We start from the raw sequence: 21008 nt of genomic DNA, 5'->3' as shown, positions 1-21008 counted from the left end.
TCGCTGGGCCTGTTCCAGCAGCGCCCGACCAGTGGTTGGGGTACGCCGGAGCAGATCACCGACCCGGCCTACTCGACGACCGCATTCCTGAAGGGCCTGAAGCAGGTCGACGGGTGGCAGGACATGCCCCTGACCCAGGCCGCGCAGACCGTACAGGTCTCCGCCTACCCCGACGCCTACGCCCAGTGGGAGCAGCAGGCCACCGACCTCGTCGGCCAGCACTGGAACAGCTGACCCACATGACCTAAACCGCTGGCCGGCACCCCAACTCCGGGGTGCCGGCCAGCGGCGTGCAACCTCGTCAGACGCGGAAGCCGGCGGCACGTGCCGCTTCGCGTTCCCGGCGGCGTTCGGAGCGTCGGCGGAAGAACCAGTAGATGAAGACCACCAGGCCGAGCAGGAAGACGAGCACCAACACCGGCAGGATGATCGCCACCAGGGAGACCACCACGCTGGTGGCGTCCTCGGCGGTGCTGGCGACCGGGGCGCCGAACCCGGCGGTGGTCGCGTTGACGATGGGACGTGCCGCGGACTTGAGCAGGTGCACGCCGAATGCCAGCAGTACGCCGGTGACGACCGGCACCCATTGGTGGGACGAGAAGAAGCTTCCCGGGTCGCTGACCGTCACCGTCTCCGACGAGGACCCGGCGCCGAAGGCCAGGCCGCCGGCGGTGGGTCGGACCACGGTCTGCACCAGGTCGTTGAAGTGGTCGACCACGGGCACCTTGTCCGCCACCATCTCCACGACGAGCAGCGCCGCCAGGATGACGATGACCCAGCCGTTGCCGAGCCAGGTCCAGCCGCTGGGGAGGTCGATCAGGTCGGTGTAGCGGCCGAGAAGACCGAGGATGAGCAGGGGTATGTAGGCGTTCAGCCCCGCTGAAGCGGCGAGGCCGGTGCCGGTGAGGACTTCGAACACGTTCTCAGCATCGCATCGACGCGCCAGTGCCGCTCGGTGGCGACCGGTGGGTGCTCGGCTACCCTCGTCGAGTGCGGTTGGTCATTGCGAAGTGCTCGGTGGATTACGTCGGACGGCTCTCGGCTCATTTGCCGCTGGCCACCCGTTTGCTCATGGTGAAGGCGGACGGGTCGGTGTCGATCCACGCCGACGACCGGGCGTACAAGCCGTTGAACTGGATGAGCCCGCCGTGTCGGCTTGAGGAGGCCCCCGGCGTGTGGCGGGTGGTCAACAAGGCTGGCGAGGAGTTGCGGATCACCCTGGAGGAGATTTTCCAGGACACCTCGTACGAGTTGGGTGTGGATCCGGGCCTGCGCAAGGACGGGGTGGAGGCGCACCTGCAGGAGTTGTTGGCCGCGAACCCGGGCACCTTGGGTGAGGGGTTCACGCTGGTCCGTCGCGAGTACATGACGGCGATCGGGCCCGTCGACCTGCTCTGCCGGGACGCCAACGCCGGTGCGGTCGCCGTCGAGGTCAAGCGGCGTGGCGACATCGACGGGGTGGAGCAGTTGACCCGCTACCTCGAGTTGATGAACCGTGACCCGCTGCTCAGCCCGGTCGCCGGGGTCTTCGCCGCTCAGGAGATCAAGCCGCAGGCCCGGGTGCTCGCCACCGACCGGGGCATCCGGTGTGTGGTCGTGGACTACGACAAGCTGCGGGGCATCGAGAAGGACGAGCTGACGCTCTTCTGACCGGCTCACTTCCCGGTACGCACCGCGATCAGCGACTTGGGTAGGCCGAACACCCGCTCGACCAGCATGCCCGAGTCGGGGAAGTAGTGGCGCATCTGGGAGCGGTCCAGCAACTCGGTCCAGAGCACCTGGTGGATGGCGGCGGCATGGCTGCGGGTTGGCTTGTGCCCCAGGGGCCACCGTTGGGCGAGTGCGGTGCGCAGTCGTACCGGCAGGAACTGCATGCCGGGCGCGATCCAGTGTGGCTCGATGGGGAAGTAGCGGTAGGGCGTCTGCACCCAGTGCCGGTCGGCCAGTGAACGGGTGGCGGCGGCGAAGCGCAGCCGGCGTTCGTGCCCGCCCACATGCTCCAGCACCGAGTTGGAGAAGACCATGTCGTAGTCGCCCTTGGCGAGGTGCGGCGGCAGGTCGCAGGCGTCGGCCTGTTCGACGTGTGCCCACTCCGGTACGACGGCGGGTGGCTGCTCCAGGTTGACGACGGTCACCCGGGCCGGCCGGACGGCGGCGCGGTGCCAGGTGCCGATCCGGCCGCCGAGATCGACCACGTGCATGTCGCCGATGTCGGGGAAGACGCGTGCCAGCCAGTCCGAGCGGTGCCGACGCCGCCGGGCGCTCCACGACTGGTCACTGTCGACAAGGCGGTAGCGCAATCGATTGGGGCCCATTTAACGCAATGTACCGCCGTGACCACAGCGTACAAACATGTGGATGTGCCGATCTTTTTCGAAGATCGGTTATCCGACACTCACCTTCCGTACATCATCTTGATGGCCTTGACGAGCCGGGCCGTGTCGGTCGGGGTTCGTTCGAAGGTCATCGACGGCAACAGCGACCGGGCCCGACGGCGGGTGATCGCCTTGGCGCGGCCGAACTCACGCAGCCCGTCCTCCCCGTGGATCCGCCCGAAGCCGGAGTCGCCGACCCCGCCGAACGGCAGGGTGGACATGCCGGCGAAGGTCAGAGTGGAGTTGATCGAGGCCATCCCGGAGCGCAGCCGCCGGGCGATGGCCACTGCGCGCCGTCGGCCGAAGACCGAACCGCCCAGGCCGTACGGCAGGGCGTTGGCGCGGGTGACGGCCTCGTCGGCGTCGCGGACCCGGCTGATGGTCAGCGTGGGACCGAAGGTCTCCTCGCGGACGGCGACCGAGTCCTCCGGGACGTCCACGAGCACGGTGGGGTGGACGTACGGCGGCTGCACCGCGCTCGGGCCGCCGAGCACGGCGCGCCCGCCGGAGGTGATCGCGGCGTCGATGTGCCGGCGGATCACGTCGAGTTGGCGGGGCATGGTGATCGGGCCGATGTCGGTGCCCTCCGGCCCGACGGTCAGCTTGCCGGCGCGGGCCACCACCTTGTCGACGAAGGCGTCGAAGACCGAGTCGACGGCGTACACCCGCTCGATGCCGATGCAGGTCTGGCCCGCGTTGGTCATGCCGCCCCAGACGCACGCCTCGGCGGCGGCATCCAGGTCGGCGTCGCTGTCGACGATCATGGCGTCCTTGCCGCCGCCCTCGATGATCACCGGGGTCAGCGTCTCGGCGCAGGCGGCCATCACCTTTCGGGCGGTCGCGGTGGAGCCGGTGAAGGCCAGCTTGTCGACCCCGGAGCGGCACAGCGCGGCGCCCACGTCGCCCAGCCCGTGCACGGCGGTGAACACCGGCTGCTCGGGCACGACCTCGGCGAAGCTGTCCACCAGCCATTGGCCGACGGCGGGCGTGTATTCGCTCGGCTTGAGCACCACGCCGTTGCCGGCGGCCAGCGCGTATGCGGCAGAGCCGATCGGCGTGAAGACCGGATAGTTCCACGGCCCGATCACGCCGACCACGCCGTACGGCTGGTATTCGAGGTGTCCGGAGAACTCGGCGAGGATGAGCCGGGACCGCACCCGGCGGGGGCCGAGCACGCGGCCGGCGTTGCGGGCGGCCCAGTCGATGTGCTCGATCGCGGTGACGATCTCGACGATGGCGTCGGGGATCGGCTTGCCGCCCTCGACGTGCACCAGCTCGGCCAACTGCTCGATGCGCTTGGCGAGCAGGGCGCGCCACTGCAGCATCCGTTCGCGGCGGCCCGTGAAGCCGAGCCCGCCCCACCACTCGCTGGCGGCGCGGGCTTGGTCGACGGCCCGCCGCACGTCCGCTTCGGTGGCGACCGGGAGGCGGCCGGCCTCCGCGCCGGTGGCCGGGCTGGTCGAAACCAGCCGGCCCGCCTCGATGACCGGGGTACCCGGGACATGCACAGCCGTCATGGCGGAAGTCTAGACCCGAAGATTACTCGCCGGTAGTTCTCCGGATCGGGGCGGCGGGACCGGAGTCGCACCGGCCCGAACGATCGTTGATCAGTGCAGGTCAGGGTGCTGGTGTCCGATACCGCCCGCCCGAACCGTCGAACGGCAGGTGGCCGGGAGGTGACGAGGAGCTGACCGGCCGGTCGGTATTGACGACTACCGTCTGATGGCAGGCTGACGCGCGGAGTGACGGTGCGGGGTGGAGGGCTGACTGTCCATGGAGGAACATCCGGAACTGATGCCGCTGTTGACGGTCGCGGGTGGGCCGATGCGCGGGGCGAGTTTTCGAGTGCGGGTCGAACCGCAGGTGATCGGCCGGGCACCGACCGGCCACGTGGTCATCAACGATCCGCACCTGAGCCGTCGCCACGCCGAGGTGTGGCTGGCCCCGGAGGGCCCGTCACTGCGGGACCTGGGCTCCACCAACGGCACCTGGCTCAACGACCGCCGGATCACCGAGGTGGAACGGCTCTCCGACGGCGACGTGATCCGGCTCGGTCGCACCGAGCTGCGCCTGTTCGACCCCGGAGTGGCGCACACCGATCCGGTGGGGCTCAGCTTCGGTCCGTCCCGGCGTGACGTCCGACCGACACTGCCGCTGCCGTTGGCCACGCCGCCCAGCGCGCGTCGCTGACCGCGGCCGGACTCCTGACGGTCGGGGCCTGACCGCCGGCCGGACCTCCTGGTGGTGGGGGTCACACCGGGCAGTGCGGCCGGGTGGCTGTCCGGCATATGGACCGGCGTGGGCGGGCATGGCAGCATGCCGCGGATGGAGACCGAGCAGCGGACCGTGACGGCCAACGGCATAACCCAGTCGGTACGGGTCGCCGGCCCGCCGGACGGCCCGCCGGTGCTGCTGATCCACGGCAACTGCTCGTCCGCGCTGTTCTGGGAGCCTCTGGTCCGCAGGCTGCCGCCGACGCTGCGGGTGGTCGCCCCCGACCTGCGGGGGTACGGCGACTCCGCGACGGCCCCGGTGGACGCCACCCGGGGTTTGCGGGACTTCTCCGACGACGTGGCCGCTTTGCTGGACGACCCGACGCTCTTCAGCGCCAGCAACGCTCGCCCGGTGGTCGTCGGGCACTCCCTCGGTGGCGGAGTGGCGATGCGGCTGCTGGTCGATCACCCGCACCGGGTGGGCGCGTTGCTGCTCGCGGCACCGGTCTCCCCGTACGGCTTCGGTGGCACCCGCGACCTGGCCGGCACGCCGACCACCCCCGACTTCGCCGGCACCGGCGCCGGCACGGCGAACCCGGACTTCGTCGCCCGCCTCGCGGCCGGCGACCGGAGCGCGGATGCCCCGGCCAGCCCGCGTGCCGTGCTGCGGGCCACCTATGTGGCCGATCCGGCCTCGCTGGGCACGGACGAGGAGTTGCTGCTGGACACCGTTCTGTCCACCGCCACCGGGGACGACAACTACCCGGGCACGGCGGTGCCCTCGGAGAACTGGCCGGGCACCGCACCGGGGGAGCGGGGGGTGCTCAACGCGCTCGCGCCGACCTTCTTCCGGCTCGCCGACGAGCTGGTGGCCGTCGCGGAGAAGCCCCCGGTCACCTGGGTACGCGGGGATGCCGACGTCATCGTCTCGGACACCTCGCTGTTCGACCTGGCGTACCTGGGCTCGCTGGGTCTCGTGCCCGGCTGGCCCGGCGAGGAGGCCTGCCCGCCGCAGCCGATGATCGGCCAGACCCGGGCGGTGCTGGAGCGGTACGAGGCGGCCGGTGGCGCGTACCACGAGGTGGTGCTGCCCGGCTGTGGTCACAGCCCGCACCTGGAGCGCCCGGCGGAGTTCGTCGCGGAGCTGCTGGCCCTGACCACCGTGCCCGCCACCTGAAGGCGTCCGGGCACCGTGGCGTTGTGGGTGAAATATGCCACGGCGCCTCGACAACTGAGCGTCACGTGGCAGACTCGCGCGCATAACCTTAGCGGCCGTTCAGTGGCCGTGTGGAGTGTCTGGGGAGGCCGGTCGTGGCGCGCGAGTTCAGCACCGTGGGCGTGGTGGGGCTGGGCACCATGGGTGCCGGCATCGTCGAGGTCTTCGCCCGCAACGGCATCGACGTCGTGGCGGTCGAGATCTCCGAGCCGGCGTTGGAGCGCGGCCGGGTCACCCTCACCGGCTCCACCGACCGGGCGGTCGCCAAGGGCAAGCTCGCCGCGGCTGACCGGGACGCGCTGCACGAGCGGGTGCACTTCGCGGTCGGGCTGGAGGCCCTGCACTCCGTCGACCTGGTCATCGAGGCGGTGCCCGAGCACCTGGACCTCAAGCAGCGGATCTTCGCGGAGCTGGACCGGATCTGCCGGCCCGAGACCATCCTCGCCACCAACACCTCGTCGCTGAGCGTCACCGAGATCTCGGTGGCCACCAGCCGGCCCAACCAGGTGATCGGGATCCACTTCTTCAACCCGGCGCCCGTGATGAAGCTGGTCGAGGTGGTCCGCACCGTCGTCACCGCACCCGAGGTGGTCGCCGACGTCGAGGCGCTCTGCGCCCGGCTCGGCAAGGTCGACGTCACCATCAACGACCGGGCTGGCTTCATCGCCAACGCGCTGCTCTTCGGCTACCTCAACCACGCGGTCGGCATGTTCGAGTCGCACTACGCGACCCGGGAGGACATCGACGCCGCGATGAAGCTCGGCTGCGGCCTGCCGATGGGCCCGCTGGCGCTGATGGACCTGATCGGCCTGGACACCGCGTACGAGATCCTGGACACCATGTACCGGCGCGGCGGGCGGGACCGCCGGCACGCCCCGGTGCCGCTGCTCAAGCAGATGGTCACGGCGGGGCTGCTCGGCCGGAAGTCTGGTCGGGGCTTCTACACCTACGAGCGGCCCGGCTCACCGGTGGTCGTACCGGACGAGGCGACGCCGCTGGCCACGGAGTCCGCGCTCGCCGACGGCGCGCGAGCCATCACCAAGGTTGGCGTGGTCGGCTCGGGGACGATGGCCACCGGGATCATCGAGGTCTTCGCGAAGGCCGGCTACGAGGTCATCTCGGTGACCCGTGGCATGGAAAAGTCCGCGAAGGTCTGCGAAGCGGTGAAGACCTCGCTGAACAAGGGCGTCGTCCGCGGCAAGCTCGCCGAGGCCGACCGGGACGCCGCGCTCGGCCGGATCAGCTGGTCGGCCGCGCTCGACCACCTTGCCGACGTCGACCTGGTGGTCGAGGCGGTGGTCGAGGAGTTGAGCGTCAAGAAGGCGCTCTTCGCGAGCCTCGACGAGATCTGCAAGCCGGGCGTGGTGCTGGCCACCACGACCTCCTCGCTGCCGGTGATCGACGTGGCGATGGCCACCCACCGGCCGGCCGACGTGGTGGGGCTGCACTTCTTCAACCCGGCGCCGGTCATGCCGCTGGTCGAGGTGATCCGCACCATCCGCACCTCCCCGGAGGCCACCGCGACCGCACGGGCGGTCTGTGCCGCGCTGGGCAAGACCGGCGTGGTCTGCGGCGACCGGTCCGGGTTCATCGTCAACGCGCTGCTCTTCCCGTACCTGAACGACGCGGTGAAGATGCTGGAGGCCAGCTACTCGACGGCCGACGACATCGACCACGCGATGAAGTTGGGCTGCGGCTACCCGATGGGCCCGTTCGAGCTGCTCGACGTGGTCGGGCTGGACGTCTCGCTGGCCATCCAGCGGGAGCTGTACCTGGAGCTGCGCGAGCCGGGCTTCGCGCCCGCGCCGCTGCTGGAGCACCTGGTCACCGCCGGGTACCTGGGCCGCAAGACCCGCCGGGGCTTCCGCGACCACTCGCACCGCTGACCGGGTCAACGCCGGACGGCCCTGGCGGCGTCTGCAGGGTGTGACCTTCGAGGAGTACGTCGTCAGCCGGGGCCCGGCCCTGGTCCGGCTGGCGCGGCTGCTGACCGGCGACGAGCACCGGGCCGAGGACCTCACCCAGGAGGTGTTGTCCCGGGTTTATGTGAACTGGCGCAAGGTTTCCCGGGCCGACCGGCCCGACGTGTACGTGCGCCGGATGCTCGTCAACGCCAACAACTCCTGGTGGCGTCGCCGGTCGAGCCACGAGCTGACAGTCGACACCTTCGTCGACCGACCGCATCGGAGCGACCTCGGCGGCGAGGTGGCCGACCGGGACGAGATGTGGCGGCTGATCCTCGGCCTGCCCGACCGTCAGCGTGCGGTGCTGGTGCTGCGCTACTACGAGGACCTCGACGACGCGACCATCGCCCAGATCCTGGACTGCTCGCCGGTCACCGTCCGCACCCACGCGATGCGGGCGTTCGCGAACCTCCGGGAGCGCTGCGGTGCCCCGGCCACGAACGGGAGCCGGCCGTGATTGACCTCGACGAACAAATCGCCCAGACCCTGCGGGAGCGTGCCGAGGGTGACGTGGACACCAACCGACTGCTGCGGGCGTCCCGTGCTCGGGGCCGCCGCCGACAGGTGCACCGCCGGGTCGCCGCCGGCACCGCGCTTTCCCTGCTCGGAGCCCTCGGCGTCGTCGGGGTGACCGGGACGGGCCTCGACGGGCTGACCGGCCGCATGCCCTGGACCACCGCTACTCCCGCCGTCGTCCCGCCGGTGCCACCCCGCGCCGACGGGGTGTTCGGTGCCGCCGTCGATCCGACGCTGGTCGGCAGCGATCCGACCGTGCTGCACTTCGGGCTCGACCCGACCCGAGCCCGCTACCTCGGCTGGGAGGTGTACCGAAATGCGGTCGAGACCGTACGGCTCAGCGTGGCAGGCAGCGAAGAGGTGCGCATCGACGTCGGCAGGTCGACCGACTTGTTCGGCAGCGTCAACTTCGACGGCGTGTCCTTCGAGGTGACCGAACTGGGACGCCCGAACTTCGACGGTGCGGTCCGTCCGGCCAGCGGCATGGCCCGTGGGCTGGTCAAGTTGTGGCAGCCCACGCCGGGCCTGTACGCCCGTGCCGTCATGCTGCACGGGGACCCGGCCGTGCTGGAGCAGGCGGTCGAGGCGCTGCGCTGGAAAGAGGCCCGCCGGTGCGCCGCGCCGCTGCGGCTCGGTGCTCTGCCCGCGGGCGCGACAGTCACTGGCTGCACGGTCGACGTCGCCTCGTACCCGAGACTGGTCACCGCCCGCTTCGGTCTTCAGCGGGCCGCGAGGGAGAACATGTCGGTGGAGTACCGGTACGTGAGCCGGGCGGGCACCTATACCGAGGCAGATCGAACCATCGCGGGCCGACCCGCGTTGCTCTCCGCGAGGGGGACGAGGTTGGAACTGGTCGGCATCCCCCAGACGAGGGTGATCGCCGACTTCGGCTGGCCCTGGAACGGCGAAAGACCCGCGAACATCTTCACCGAGGCGGAGGCGACGGCCCTGCTGGCGGACGTGAAACTGTTCGAGGACCCGACCCAGCCGCAGAGCTGGCAGTGACCTCGACCGTCGGGCGGGCCGGCCGCGAGGTCGTCCCGCCCGGCGGACCGTACGCTTGGTGACTGTGAGCCCCCGTCGCAATCGCCCTCGCCGGGACGAGAACGCCAACCTGGACGACGATCGGGTCCGGCAGGGCGTCGCCTCGGTGCAGCAGTGGACCGACGGCGCCTGGCAGGTCCGCGGGATCGGCGCGGGCGCGTCCGTCAAGACGTACCGTTGCCCCGGCTGTAACCAGGAGATCCGGCCCGGGGTGGCGCACCTGGTGGCCTGGCCGGCGGACGGCCTGGGTGACCTGACCGACCGGCGGCACTGGCACAGCGGCTGCTGGCGCGCCCGGGACCGGCGTGGGCCGGCGGTGCAGCGCGGCCGGGGCGCGCCACGCTACTGAGCGGCGCCACTGAGCGACCTGGATCACCCTGTTCGTGCCTGGGCGGGCGGTGGCGGTGAGTTCGCGACAGACTTGGGCGGTGAGCACAGCGATCCGCGCGTCGTCGATCCTGCCCGGCCGCCGGGAGGACATCGAGCTGCACACCGCCGACGGTCTGCGGCTGGTGGGCGAGCTGGCCCTACCGGCCGACCGGCCGCCGGTGGCCACCCTGGTCTGCCTGCACCCGCTGCCCACCCACGGCGGGATGATGGACAGCCACGTGTTCCGCAAGGCGGCCTGGCGGCTGCCCGCGCTGGCCGACGTGGCCGTGCTGCGGTTCAACACCCGGGGCACCAGCAGTCTGCGCGGCACCAGCGAGGGAGCGTTCGACGGCGCGGTGGGGGAGCGGTACGACGTGGCCGCCGCCATCGAGTACGCGGAGTTCGCCGAGCTGCCCAACATCTGGCTCGTCGGCTGGTCGTTCGGCACCGACCTGGCCCTGAAGTACGGCTGCGACCCGGCGATCGCCGGGGCGATCCTGCTCTCCCCGCCGCTGCGCTTCTCGGCCCCGGAGGACCTGGCCACCTGGGCCGGTTCCGGTCGGCCGTTGGTGGCACTGGTGCCGGAGTTCGACGACTACCTGCGCCCGGCCGAGGCGCGGGAGCGGTTCGCCGCGGTGCCGCAGGCCGAGGTCGTGGGGGTGCCGGGCGCCAAGCACCTCTGGGTGGGCGACGCGGAGACGGTGCTCGACGAGATCGTCCGGCGGGTCAACCCGGCCGCCGAGGTGCCGCTGCCGACGACCTGGGACGGCCCGATGGAGGCCGGCGACGTCAGCGCGTACGCCGATCGGACGGTGGCCTCGTTCGCCGACACACCCGTTCCCGGCCCCGCCACCGGAAAGGCCGACTGACCCGCGCGGGTCAGCCCCTCTCCTGGCGGGGCAGCACCACCTCGCGCAGGATCAGTTGCAGCGCGGCCACCGTGGGGATGGCGATCAGCGCGCCCACCACACCCAGCAGCGCCACCCCGAGCAGCGCGCCCAGCAGGGCGGCCACCTCGTTGACCTCCACCGAGCGTCGCATCACCTTCGGGTAGATCAGGTAGTTCTCCACCTGCTGGTAGATGAGGAAGAAGACCGCGCAGGCGATGCCGGTGGGCAGGTCGCTGGCGAAGCCGACCAGACTCACGATCACCGCGCCCAGCGTGGCGCCGATCTGCGGGATCAGGTCGGTCACCGCGACCACCACGGCCAGCGCGAACGGGTACGGCAGCCCGACGATCAGCGCGAACACGAAGGTGGTCGCGCCGGCCAGCACCGCGATGCTCAGCGCGCCGACCATGTAGGCGCCCACCTTGGCCAGGATCTCGTCGCCGATCAGCTGCACCCGCTCCCGCCGTGACCGGGGCACCAACGAGTAGCCCAGGGAGCGCAGCCGGTTGAAGTAGGCCAAAAAGTAGATGGTCAGCACCAGCACGGTCAGCGTCCGGAACACCGTGCCGAAGATCAATTGGGCACCGCCCAGCACCCCGCCGAGCGCCCGGCCGATGGTCTGGGCGTTGGCCGCGCTCTGCACCCGCTCCACCACGTCGTACCGCTCCACCAGGTCGTTGACCGTCGGATTGCGGCGCAACTCGTCGAGCAGGCTCGGGATCTGGTCGATGAACTGCCCGGACTGGGTCACGATCGGCGGGACCAGCGCCACCACGCCGCCGCAGAGCAGCAGGACCACGGTCAGCGCGACCACCGCCACCGCCAGGCCGTGCGGCACCCCCCAGCGGTGCAGCCGGACCACCGCCGGGTTGAGGCCGACCGCGAGGAACAGCGCGATCACCACCAGCACCAGGATGCCGCCGGCATTGCGAATGCCCAGATAAAGGGTGTACGCCAGCAGCACGCCCAGCGCACCGGTGAAGCCGATCAGGAAGCTGCTGCGCCGCAGCGGACGCCCCGGCGTGCCGAACTTCCCGGACGGGACCGTCGGCGGCTCATCCGGGTCGATTCCCGGGGCGGGGACCGGCACCGGAGCCGGCGCCTCGGTGTGCGGTGTCTCGGTGTGCGGCGTTTCGCTGTGCGGTGCCTGGGCGTGCGGTGCCTGGGCGTGCGGTGCCTCGCTGTGCGGCGTCGCGGCGGGCGGTGCCTCGCTGTGCGGCGTCGCGGCGTGCGGCGTCGCGGCGTGCGGTGCCTCGGCGTGCGGTGCCTCGCTGTGCGGCGTCTCGGCGTGCGGCGTCGCGTCCGGGTCGTCGGCGGAGCTGCCGTGCTGCGGCACCAGGACCTCCCGGCTCAAGCGGTGGGACGACGAGCGGCGGCGACGAAAGCCCGCCAGGCGGTCGGTGCGAACACCAGCACCGGGTCGGTCGGGTCCTTGCTGTCGCGCACGCCCACCGCCCCGGGCAGATTGTCCGCCACCTCGACGCACTCGCCATTGCCGCTACGGGTGGACGTGCGCCAGTGTGCACCGGTCAGGTCCATGACGTCACAACTTTCTTCATCAGCTCGATCGACTGCCGGCAGGACCGCGTCCCAACGCGCCAGCAGCGTAGCCACCTCATGGTGCGCCGGCGACCCCACCGTACGGGTTCGCAGGTGCGGGAGCCCGGTTCGGACAAGACGCGAGAGTGGGTTAGCCGCAGACCGGCCGTCCTGGGCGTGATCCACTCGACATCCCCGATATAGGGGTGTCCGGGCAGTAGGACACCCCGATATCGGCGATGTGGTGTCGATCATGAGCCGGCGTGGTCGGCGCGGAGTCGTGGACGACGCGAGCGGAGTTCATGCCGCCGCGCCTGACCGCAGTCAGTCCTTTTCGATGGTGACCTTGCTGGGCTTGGCGCTGCGCTCGTCGGTGGTCGGCTTGGTGGGCCGCTTGCCGTTCTCACCGGTGCTGGTGATCTTGGTGGGCTTGGCGCCCCGGCCACCCTCGCCCGGAACGGCGGCCACGGTCGGCTCCCCGTCCACCCCGGCGCTCGCCGTTCCACCGTCCACCGTGGTCACCGGCTCGGCCACCGGCCGCGTCGTGGACTGGCCGGCCTCCTCCGCGCCCGCATTCACCGGCTGCCGGGCGTCGGCGGGCTCGGCCTTGAGCCCGGTGGCCGCACCCGATCCGGTTGCCGTGCCGGCGTCGACGGTCGCGGTGCCGGCGTCGACGGTTGCCGTGCCGGCGTCGACGGTCGCCGTGCCGGCGTCGACGGTCGCCGGGGCGGACACGGTCGCGCCGTCGTCCCCGCCGCCGGGCACGCTCTTGCTGGCGCCGTCGCCAGCGGTCGGCGCGGTCGGGCCGTCGATCGGACCGGTGACGCTCTGCAACCGCAGCTCGGCCATCTGCCGCTGAATCTCGTCGGACTCCTGCCGGGACTTCCAGGTCTCCTGCCGCAGGTCGGCGAGCTGCTGCTGGGCCTGGGCGATCTCCAACATCACCTGGGCGAGCTGCTGCCGGCCCGCCGCCGACTCCTGTTGGGTGGCGGCCAGGTGCTGCTGAGTGGTGGCCAGGTGCTGCTGGGTGGTGGCCGCGTACTCCTCGAACTGCCGACGGGAGGCCGCGACATGCTCGTCGGCCTTGCGGCGCTTGTCGCCGGCCTCGGTCTCGGCCCGGCTCAGCAGCTCGGCGGCCTCCGCCTCGGACCGCTGACGCAGAGCCGCCGCGTCCTGCTCGGCCGCCTCTCGGACCCCGGCCGCGCCCTGCTCGATCTCGTTCTTGCGGGCGGTGTACTCGGTCTCCAGCTCGTTCTTACGCGTGGAGTATTCGGTTTCCAGCTCGTCGTGGCGGGCGGTGAAACCCGTCTCCATCTCCTGCTGACGGCTGGTGAACCCGGTCTCCAGCTCCTGCTGGCGGGACTTGTGCTGCTTTTCCAGCTCGTCGCGGCGCTTGGCGAACTCCTGCTCGGCCGTGGCCCGCCGCTGCGCCAACTCCTGGTCGGCTGCCTCCCGACGGGAGTTGACCTCCTGCTCCACCCCGGCCCGCCACGCGCCCAGCTCCTGTTGCGTCTGCGCCCGGGACTGCTGCACGTACGCCTCGGTCTCGGTGCGCATCCGCTGCACGTACGCCTCGGTTTCGGCGCGGCTGCGCTTGGCCGACTCGGAGGCCTGCGTGGTCAGCCGCTCCGCCTCCTGCTGCGCCTTGGCCCGGGTGGCCCGGCCGGCCATCGACGCGTCGTCGATGATCTGCTTGGCCTCCTGCTGCGCCTTGGCGTGGGTGGCCCGGCCGGCCTCGGTCGCGGTGTCGGTGAGCCGCTTGGCCTCGTGCAGGGCCTTGGCGTGCACCTCCTTGGCGGCCTCGCGCAGATCGCTGGCCTCCTGCCGGGCGTTGGCCAACGTCTCGCGGGCCGTCTCGCGCAGCTTGGTCGACTCCTGCTGGGCCCGGGTGTGGATCTCCTTGGCGGTGTCCCGTAGCTGGGTGGCCTCCTGCTGGGCCTTCGCCAGCGTGTCCTGCGCCGCCTTGCGCAGCTGCGCCGACTCGTTCTTCGCCGACTGCAGGGTCTCGTTCGCCTCGGCCCGCCGGGCCGCGCTGTGTCGCTCCTCCTCGGCGCGCCGCGCGGCGAGAGCGAGCTCGAAATCCTTCAGTGCTCGCGCGGCCTGCTCGCGGGCCTCCTCGACGATGTGCTCGGCCGCGGCACGGCGGGCGTCGATCTCACTGTGCGCCTCGGACACGATCTGCTCGGCCTGCTCCTCGGCGAGCGTGAGGATCGACTCGACCCGGGGGCCGAGGTGCCGGAACGAGGCGCGGTCGACCACGTTCATCTGCTTGCGCACCTGGGTCAGGTCGCGCTGGAGCACCTCGACCTGGCCGGCGAGCTTGTGGATCTGTGTGTACGCCTGTTCCCGTTCGGAGGCGAGGGTCGCGATCTCGTGCTCGGCACGCGCGACATACCGGTCGACCTGTTTCTTCTCGTACCCCCGCAGAGCGGACTCGAAGCTGGGCTCCGTCGTCACGTCCCCGCCGAGAGCGAACAGTTCCTCGCCGTGCGACATGCCCCCATCCTCACACGCAACGGGCCCTGCTGGGGCGATACGGACGGGCCTTGTGGGAGCTACCTCACTCGGTTTCCGGCGCACGACGCCCGGCGACGGGAAACGCACACGGCGCGAGGGGGCACCGGTTACCCGGTGTCACCTCGCGCCGTCGATGCCCCAACCTGACGCCTCGGGTCAGCCGGCGGTCTCCGCGGTCACCCGCTCCTGACCGCCATCGGTCTTCTTGACCTCCGGCTTGGCCGCCGGTGCGGCCGGTGCCGGCATGCCCGGAACGATGCCGGCGAGCCCGGAGAGCATCTGGCCCAGCTGCGAGGTGACCGCGTCCTTCTGCCGGGTGAGGTCGTCGACCTCGCGGCGGGCGGCCTGCGTGGTCAGCTCCGCCTCGGTACGGGCCTCGGTGAGCAGGCGCTGCGACTCGGCCTTGGCCTCGTTGAGCGTCTTCTCGGAGTGCGCCTTGGCCTTGTCGACCGTCTCGGCGGCGTTGCGCTCCGACTCGACCCGGCGGGCCTCGGCACGCTGCTCGATCTCCTTGGCCCGCTCCTGCGCGGCCCGGGCCCGCTGCTCGGCCTCGCTGACCATCTTCTGGGTCTGCGCGACCTGGGAGGCGTGCCGCTCGGACTCCTCGCGCTCGGACTTCTCGCGCCGCTCAGCGAGCTGGAGCTCCAGAGCCTGGAGGTCCTTGTCGCGCTTGTCCCGCGCGTCGGTCAGCAGCTTGGTCGCCTCGGCGCGCTTCTCCTCAGCCTCGCGGGCCGCCTTCGCCCGCTGCTGGGTGATCTCCCGCTCGGCGGTGGCCCGGAGGGTGGCCACCTCCCGCTCGACGGTCGACTTCAGCTCGGCCACCTCGTGCGCGGTGACGGTACGCAGCTGCTTGGTCTCGCGGTCGGCGTCCGCGCGCAGCGTGTCAGCCTCGCGGCGGGCCTGCACCCGGACCTCGGCGGCCTCGCGCTCGGCGGCCGTGCGCAGATTGCCCGCCTCGCGCTCGGCGCTGGCCTTCATGGCCGCGGCCTCGGCACGTGCCTTGTCGGTGATCTCGCGTGCCTCGAGGCGGGCGGCGGAGAGGATGCCCTCCGACTCGCGCTTGGCCTCGTTGCGGTGGTCGTTGGCCTGCTCCTCGGCGAGCCGGAGGATCTGCTCGACACGGGTGCCGAGCCCGGAGAGGGTGGGCCGGCTGTTCTCTTCGAGCTGCTTGTTCGTGTCGGTGAGCTTCTGCTCCAGCGCACTCATGCGCTGTTCAGCTTGGCGGAGCCGACGCTGGGCGTCGTTCATCCGCTGCTCGGCCTCGGCGCGGGCCTGCTCGGACTGGGTCAGCGCGGCGGTCATCCGGCCGAGGAAGTCGTCGACCTGGTGAGTGTTGTATCCGCGCAGGCCAACGGTGAAATCTGGCTGCGAGTTCGCGTTATCGAAGAACGCGAGAGGGGAGGACTGCTGCTGGGGCATTGGGACATACTGGCAGACGCCCCAGGGTGCTTCGCAAGAGCGGTGCGAAGCTTTCGTGCCCTCTTTACATGGTCAACTCCCGCGATCGGTGAGGCCGGACCAATCGGCGATCTTGGCAGGTCCCGGGCGGGTCGGACGCCACGCAGCGTGACGCGAAAAAGGGCCCCGGGGTTGCCCCGAGGCCCTTTGTTCGATCCGGGTGGGTTTTCCGCTAATGGGGTGGAAGAACAATGACCGATCACCGCATTGGCCATCCGGCGTTCATCCGTCCGGCCGGTGACGGTCAGTGCCCCGGAAACCGGCGGTGACGGTCAGTGCCCCCGGAACCGGTTGATCGCGTCCTCGTGCCGGGCCCGCAGCTCCCCGTCGCGTACGCCCAGCCCGTCGGTGGGTGCGAGGCAGCGCACGCCGACCTTGCCCTGGTGGGCGTTGCGGTGCACCTCGTACGCCGCCTGGCCGGTCTGCTCCAGCGGGTAGGTGCGGGACACCGTCGGGTGCACCTTGCCGAGCGCGACCAGGCGGTTGGCCTGCCACGCTTCGTGATAGTTGGCGAAGTGGCTGCCGACGATCCGCTTGAGGTGCATCCACAGGTAGCGGTTGTCGTACTGGTGCTGGAAGCCGCTCGTGGACGCGCAGGTGACGATGGTTCCGCCGCGCCGGGCCACGTAGACGCTCGCGCCGAACGTCTCCCGACCGGGGTGCTCGAAGACGATGTCCGGGTCCTCGCCACCGGTCAGCTCGCGGATCCGCTCACCCAGGCGCTTCCACTCGTCCGGGTCCTGGGTCTCCTCGTCCTTCCAGAACCGGAAACCCTCGGCCGCCCGGTCGATGACCAGATCCGCGCCCATCTTGCGGCACAACTCGGCCTTCTCCGGCGAGGAGACGACGCAGACCGGGATCGCGCCGCCGTTCAGGGCCATCTGGGTGGCGTACCCGCCGAGGCCGCCGGAGGCACCCCAGATCAGCACCACGTCGCCCTGCTTCATGTTGGCCCCGTGGTGCGAGACGAGCTGCCGGTACGCGGTGGAGTTGACCAGCCCGGGGCTGGCCGCCTCCTCCCAGCTCAGGTGCCTCGGTTTGGGCATCAGCTGGTTGGCCTTGACCACAGCCATCTCGGCCAGCCCGCCGAAGTTGGTCTCGAAGCCCCAGATCCGTTGCTGCGGGTCGAGCATGGTGTCGTCGTGCCCGGCCGCGTCCTCCAACTCGACGGAGAGGCAGTGCGCCACCACCTCGTCGCCGGGTGCCCACCGGGTCACCCCCGGGCCGGTACGCAGCACCACGCCCGCCGCGTCCGAGCCGACCACGTGGTACGGCAGGTCGTGCCGGCGGGTCAGCTCGGAGACCCGGCCATACCGCTGGAGGAACTTGAAGGTGGGCATCGGCTCGAAGATGCTGGTCCACACCGTGTTGTAGTTGATCGCGCTCGCCATCACCGCGACCAACGCCTCGCCCGGCGCCAGCTCCGGCGTCGGCACCTCCTGCACGTGCAGCGCCTTGCGCGGGTCCTTGTCCCGGGTGGCCATGCCGTCGAACATCCGAGCCTCCTCGGCGCGGACCACCACGCCCCGGTAGCTCTTCGGTACGGGCAGCCTGGCGACGCCGGCGAGCTCGCGGTCCGGATCGTTCGATTCCTCCGCCGCCATGATCGCTTCGAGGATGTCCTGCACGGTGACCTCCGGTTCGTCCGCACCCGCACGGGCCTGGGTGCTGCCATCGTCGGCGCCGGTGGGCACGACCGCCATGTCGGCATTCGACACATCCGGCACCGGTCGCGCTCCTGTGGGGCCGGACGTTACTGAACGGTAGCTAGGCCGGGAAGTCCTCTGTGAAAAACTGCATCGGCCGATGCGTGAAGATGTCCGGCCAGGACGGGAACCGCGCACTGACGTGCGCGCGGACGGGCTTCACGGTCGACGGGGTGGGGTGGGGAGGCACAACGTCAGGGATGTAGTGGCCTCACACGCGGCGGAGGCAACCACATCCCTGACGTTGTGCGGATCTTGGCGTCGAGGCCCCGCGAGCGCGCGGCGCTGGACCGGCGCGCGGGCGGTCAGTGGGTGGTGGCGGCGGGCTCGACGAGTTCGACGAGGACCCCGCCGGCGTCCTTCGGGTGCACGAAGTTGATCCGGGAGTCCGCGGTACCGCGCCGCGGGGAGTCGTAGAGCAGCCGCATCCCCCGCGCGCGCAGCGCCGCACAGGCCGCGTCGATGTCCACCACGGTGTACGCGACCTGCTGCACGCCCGGCCCGTTGCGGTCCAGGAACTTGGCGATCGTCGACTCCGGGGTGAGCGGGGCGAGCAACTGCACGCAACCGCCCTCGGTGGTCGGCCCGACGGCCAGCATCGCTTCCCGGACGCCCTGCTCGGCGTTGGTCTCGGTGTGCACGCAGCGCATCCCGAACGTCCGCGCGTAGAAGTCGATCGCCGCGTCCAGGTCGGCCACGGCGATGCCGACGTGGTCAATCTTGCGAAGCCCGATGTCTGTGACGTAGTCCGCACCGGGCTCGACGGGGGAGTTGTCAGTCATGGCGCTAGTCTGGCCGAACAATCGTTAAGGCGTACAGCTCGGCACCCCTCTCGGAGGCAGGCATGGCTTCGGTGATCGTCAGCGGCGCGCGGACCCCGATGGGGCGCCTGCTGGGCAACCTCAAGGACCTCCCGGCCACGAAGCTCGGCGGGATCGCCATCAAGGCGGCGCTGGAGCGTGCCGGCGTCAGCCCGGACCAGGTCCAGTACGTGATCATGGGGCAGGTGCTGCAGGCCGGCACCGGTCAGATCCCGGCGCGGCAGGCGGCGGTCGAGGCCGGCGTGCCGATGTCCGTGCCGGCGCTGACCATCAACAAGGTCTGTCTCTCCGGCCTGGACGCGATCGCCCTGGCCGACCAGCTGATCCGCGCCGGCGAGTTCGACATCGTGGTGGCCGGCGGCATGGAGTCGATGACCAACGCCCCGCACCTGCTGATGGGCCAGCGCACCGGCTACAAGTACGGCGACGTGGTGGTCAAGGACCACATGGCGCACGACGGGCTCAGCGACGCCTGGGACTGCTGCTCGATGGGCGAGTCGACCGAGCGGGTCGGCGCCAAGCACGGCATCTCCCGCGAGGAGCAGGACGCCTTCGCAGCGGCCAGCCACCAGCGGGCCGCCGCCGCACAGAAGAACGGCCACTTCGCCGAGGAGATCGCCCCCGTGGTGATCCCGCAGCGCAAGGGTGACCCGCTGGTGATCAGCGAGGACGAGGGCATCCGTCCGGACACCACCGTCGAGTCGCTGGGCAAGCTGCGCCCCGCCTTCGCCAAGGACGGCACCATCACCGCCGGCAGTTCGTCGCCGATCTCCGACGGCGCTGCCGCGGTGCTCGTGATGAGCAAGGCCAAGGCCAAGGAGCTGGGGCTGACCTGGCTGGCAGAGATCGGTGCGCACGGCAACGTGGCGGGCCCGGACAACTCCCTGCACTCGCAGCCGTCCAACGCGATCAACCACGCCCTGAAGAAGGGCGGCCTGAGCGTCGCGGACCTCGACCTCATCGAGATCAACGAGGCGTTCGCCCAGGTCGGCGTGCAGTCCACCCGTGACCTCGGCATCAGCCCGGACAAGGTGAACGTCAACGGCGGCGCGATCGCGCTGGGGCACCCGATCGGCATGTCCGGCGCGCGTCTCGTACTCACCCTCGCACTGGAGCTGAAGCGGCGCGGCGGCGGCACCGGCGCGGCGGCGCTCTGCGGTGGCGGTGGCCAGGGCGATGCGCTGATCATCCACGTTCCGGGTAAGGCTGCGACGGACCAGTGAGCGCGAGGAGTGAGCCGGTCCTGCGAGCCCCGCAGTCGCGAACGGAGACGGACCAGTGAGCGCGAGGAGTGAGCCGGTCCTGCGAGCCCCGCAGTCGCGAGCGAAGATGGAACAGTGAGCGAAACGGCCGAGCACGTCCCGGTAGCGGGCACCACGTCGGTGCGCCGCAGCCGGGACGTACCCCTGCTGGTCGAGCGGGCCCGCACGGGTGACCCCCGCGCGGTGGCCCGGTTGATCACGCTGGTGGAGAACGGCGACGAACTGCTGCCGGAGATCGCCGCCGCGCTGGCGCCGTACGCCGGGCAGGCCCAGGTCGTCGGGCTGACCGGTTCGCCCGGGGTGGGCAAGTCGACCACCACGAACGAGCTGGTCCGCGCGCTGCGGGCGCGCGGTCACCGGGTCGGCGTGCTGGCGGTCGACCCGTCCAGCCCGTTCACCGGTGGGGCGATCCTCGGCGACCGGGTACGGATGCAGGACCACGCGACGGATCCGGGCGTCTACATCCGGTCCATGTCCAGCCGGGGGCACCTCGGCGGGTTGGCCGCGTCGACGCCGCAGGCGGTCCGGGTGCTGGAGGGCGCCGGCTGTGACGTGGTGCTGGTGGAGACCGTCGGTGTCGGGCAGGCCGAGGTGGAGGTGGCCTCGCTGGCAGACACCACGCTGGTGCTGCTCGCCCCCGGCATGGGCGACGCCATCCAGGCGGTCAAGGCCGGCATCCTGGAGATCGCCGACGTCTTCGTGGTCAACAAGGCCGACCGGGATGGCGCCGACGCCACCGTCCGGGACATCCAGGGCATGATCGCTCTCGGTGAGCGCGGTCCCGGGCAGTGGAGGCCGCAGGTGGTCCGCTCGGTCGCCGCGCGTGGCGAGGGCATCGACGACATCGCCGCCGCGATCGACAAACACCGGGGCTGGCTGGTCGAGCACGGCGAGCTGCGCCGCCGCCAGGAGGCGCGGGCCGCCGCCGAGATCGAGGCCATCGCGCTCGGCGTGCTCCGTGGCCGCATCGGCTCACTACGCGACGGTACGGAGCTACCCACGCTCGCCGCCAAGGTCGCCGAAGGTGCCCTGGACCCCTACGCAGCAGCAAACACCCTGCTAACCCAACTAGCCCGCTAACCCCGCCCCGCCCCCGCCCCCGCACCCCCCCGCACCCC

At 71.1% G+C, this 21008-nt stretch carries 19 protein-coding genes and 1 pseudogene; 11 read left to right on the top strand and 9 right to left on the bottom strand.

Features of this window, described 5'->3' with window-relative positions; translation table 11 throughout:
• Window positions 1-234, top strand: a pseudogene (locus ABZT18_RS31695) (hypothetical protein); the annotation flags it as partial.
• A 67-nt stretch (window positions 235-301) separates the two neighbouring features.
• Here ABZT18_RS31695 and ABZT18_RS31690 read toward each other — a convergent pair.
• Window positions 302-919 carry a DUF4126 domain-containing protein gene (locus ABZT18_RS31690; RefSeq protein ID WP_354995230.1) on the bottom strand — a complete coding sequence of 206 codons (618 nt, stop codon included), beginning with the start codon at window positions 917-919 and terminating at the stop codon, window positions 302-304.
• 71 nt (window positions 920-990) lie between these two features.
• Between ABZT18_RS31690 and nucS the strand changes: the two genes are divergently transcribed.
• A complete protein-coding gene (nucS, locus tag ABZT18_RS31685) occupies window positions 991-1650 on the top strand; it encodes an endonuclease NucS (protein WP_354995229.1) in 660 nt (219 codons plus the stop codon).
• A gap of 5 nt (window positions 1651-1655) precedes the next feature.
• Here nucS and ABZT18_RS31680 read toward each other — a convergent pair whose 3' ends face one another.
• Window positions 1656-2315 (bottom strand): class I SAM-dependent methyltransferase, encoded by a 660-nt coding sequence (locus ABZT18_RS31680; RefSeq protein WP_354995228.1) that lies wholly within the window; start codon window positions 2313-2315, stop codon window positions 1656-1658.
• An 80-nt stretch (window positions 2316-2395) separates the two neighbouring features.
• A complete protein-coding gene (locus tag ABZT18_RS31675) occupies window positions 2396-3892 on the bottom strand; it encodes an aldehyde dehydrogenase family protein (RefSeq protein ID WP_354995227.1) in 1497 nt (498 codons plus the stop codon).
• Between the two features lie 256 nt (window positions 3893-4148).
• On the opposite strand from ABZT18_RS31675, the gene ABZT18_RS31670 reads away from it, so the two are divergent.
• From ABZT18_RS31670 to ABZT18_RS31640, 7 genes are all read left to right on the top strand, one after another.
• Window positions 4149-4565, top strand: coding sequence for an FHA domain-containing protein (locus ABZT18_RS31670; RefSeq protein ID WP_354995226.1), 417 nt, complete (start codon window positions 4149-4151; stop codon window positions 4563-4565).
• Window positions 4566-4700: 135 nt separating this feature from the next.
• On the top strand, window positions 4701-5765 hold the full coding sequence (locus ABZT18_RS31665; protein ID WP_354995225.1) for an alpha/beta hydrolase: 1065 nt from the start codon (window positions 4701-4703) through the stop codon (window positions 5763-5765).
• Between the two features lie 134 nt (window positions 5766-5899).
• Window positions 5900-7690 (top strand): 3-hydroxybutyryl-CoA dehydrogenase, encoded by a 1791-nt coding sequence (locus ABZT18_RS31660; RefSeq protein WP_354995224.1) that lies wholly within the window; start codon window positions 5900-5902, stop codon window positions 7688-7690.
• A gap of 40 nt (window positions 7691-7730) precedes the next feature.
• On the top strand, window positions 7731-8225 hold the full coding sequence (locus ABZT18_RS31655; protein ID WP_354995223.1) for a SigE family RNA polymerase sigma factor: 495 nt from the start codon (window positions 7731-7733) through the stop codon (window positions 8223-8225).
• Complete coding sequence (locus ABZT18_RS31650; protein WP_354995222.1) at window positions 8222-9289, top strand: hypothetical protein; 1068 nt, start codon at window positions 8222-8224, stop codon at window positions 9287-9289. Before ABZT18_RS31655 ends, ABZT18_RS31650 begins: the two co-directional genes overlap by 4 nt.
• Window positions 9290-9353: 64 nt before the next feature.
• Window positions 9354-9677, top strand: a complete 324-nt coding sequence (locus ABZT18_RS31645; protein WP_232233999.1) for a hypothetical protein — start codon at window positions 9354-9356, stop codon at window positions 9675-9677.
• A 79-nt stretch (window positions 9678-9756) separates the two neighbouring features.
• The gene (locus tag ABZT18_RS31640; RefSeq protein ID WP_354995221.1) at window positions 9757-10566 is read left to right on the top strand and encodes an alpha/beta hydrolase; all 810 of its coding nucleotides are present in this window, start codon (window positions 9757-9759) and stop codon (window positions 10564-10566) included.
• A gap of 10 nt (window positions 10567-10576) precedes the next feature.
• Here ABZT18_RS31640 and ABZT18_RS31635 read toward each other — a convergent pair whose 3' ends face one another.
• From ABZT18_RS31635 to mce, 6 genes are all read right to left on the bottom strand, one after another.
• The gene (locus ABZT18_RS31635; RefSeq protein ID WP_354995398.1) at window positions 10577-11656 is read right to left on the bottom strand and encodes an AI-2E family transporter; all 1080 of its coding nucleotides are present in this window, start codon (window positions 11654-11656) and stop codon (window positions 10577-10579) included.
• Window positions 11657-11937: 281 nt separating this feature from the next.
• Window positions 11938-12126: a DUF397 domain-containing protein gene (locus ABZT18_RS31630; protein WP_354995220.1), complete on the bottom strand. Its 189-nt coding sequence runs from the start codon at window positions 12124-12126 to the stop codon at window positions 11938-11940.
• 324 nt (window positions 12127-12450) lie between these two features.
• A complete protein-coding gene (locus ABZT18_RS31625; RefSeq protein WP_354995219.1) occupies window positions 12451-14622 on the bottom strand; it encodes a hypothetical protein in 2172 nt (723 codons plus the stop codon).
• Between the two features lie 177 nt (window positions 14623-14799).
• Window positions 14800-16062: a DivIVA domain-containing protein gene (locus ABZT18_RS31620; protein WP_354995218.1), complete on the bottom strand. Its 1263-nt coding sequence runs from the start codon at window positions 16060-16062 to the stop codon at window positions 14800-14802.
• A gap of 311 nt (window positions 16063-16373) precedes the next feature.
• On the bottom strand, window positions 16374-17729 hold the full coding sequence (gene ccrA, locus ABZT18_RS31615; RefSeq protein WP_354995397.1) for a crotonyl-CoA carboxylase/reductase: 1356 nt from the start codon (window positions 17727-17729) through the stop codon (window positions 16374-16376).
• Window positions 17730-18112: 383 nt separating this feature from the next.
• Window positions 18113-18589 (bottom strand): methylmalonyl-CoA epimerase, encoded by a 477-nt coding sequence (gene mce / locus ABZT18_RS31610; protein ID WP_354995217.1) that lies wholly within the window; start codon window positions 18587-18589, stop codon window positions 18113-18115.
• 62 nt (window positions 18590-18651) lie between these two features.
• On the opposite strand from mce, the gene ABZT18_RS31605 reads away from it, so the two are divergent.
• Complete coding sequence (locus ABZT18_RS31605; RefSeq protein ID WP_354995216.1) at window positions 18652-19851, top strand: acetyl-CoA C-acetyltransferase; 1200 nt, start codon at window positions 18652-18654, stop codon at window positions 19849-19851.
• A gap of 114 nt (window positions 19852-19965) precedes the next feature.
• Window positions 19966-20970, top strand: coding sequence for a methylmalonyl Co-A mutase-associated GTPase MeaB (gene meaB / locus ABZT18_RS31600; protein ID WP_354995215.1), 1005 nt, complete (start codon window positions 19966-19968; stop codon window positions 20968-20970).
• The last annotated feature ends 38 nt before the right edge of the window (window positions 20971-21008 follow it).

Source organism: Micromonospora sp. NPDC005291 (assembly GCF_040607415.1).
Lineage (GTDB): Bacteria > Actinomycetota > Actinomycetes > Mycobacteriales > Micromonosporaceae > Micromonospora.
This window is presented reverse-complemented; position numbering and strand designations above follow the sequence as displayed.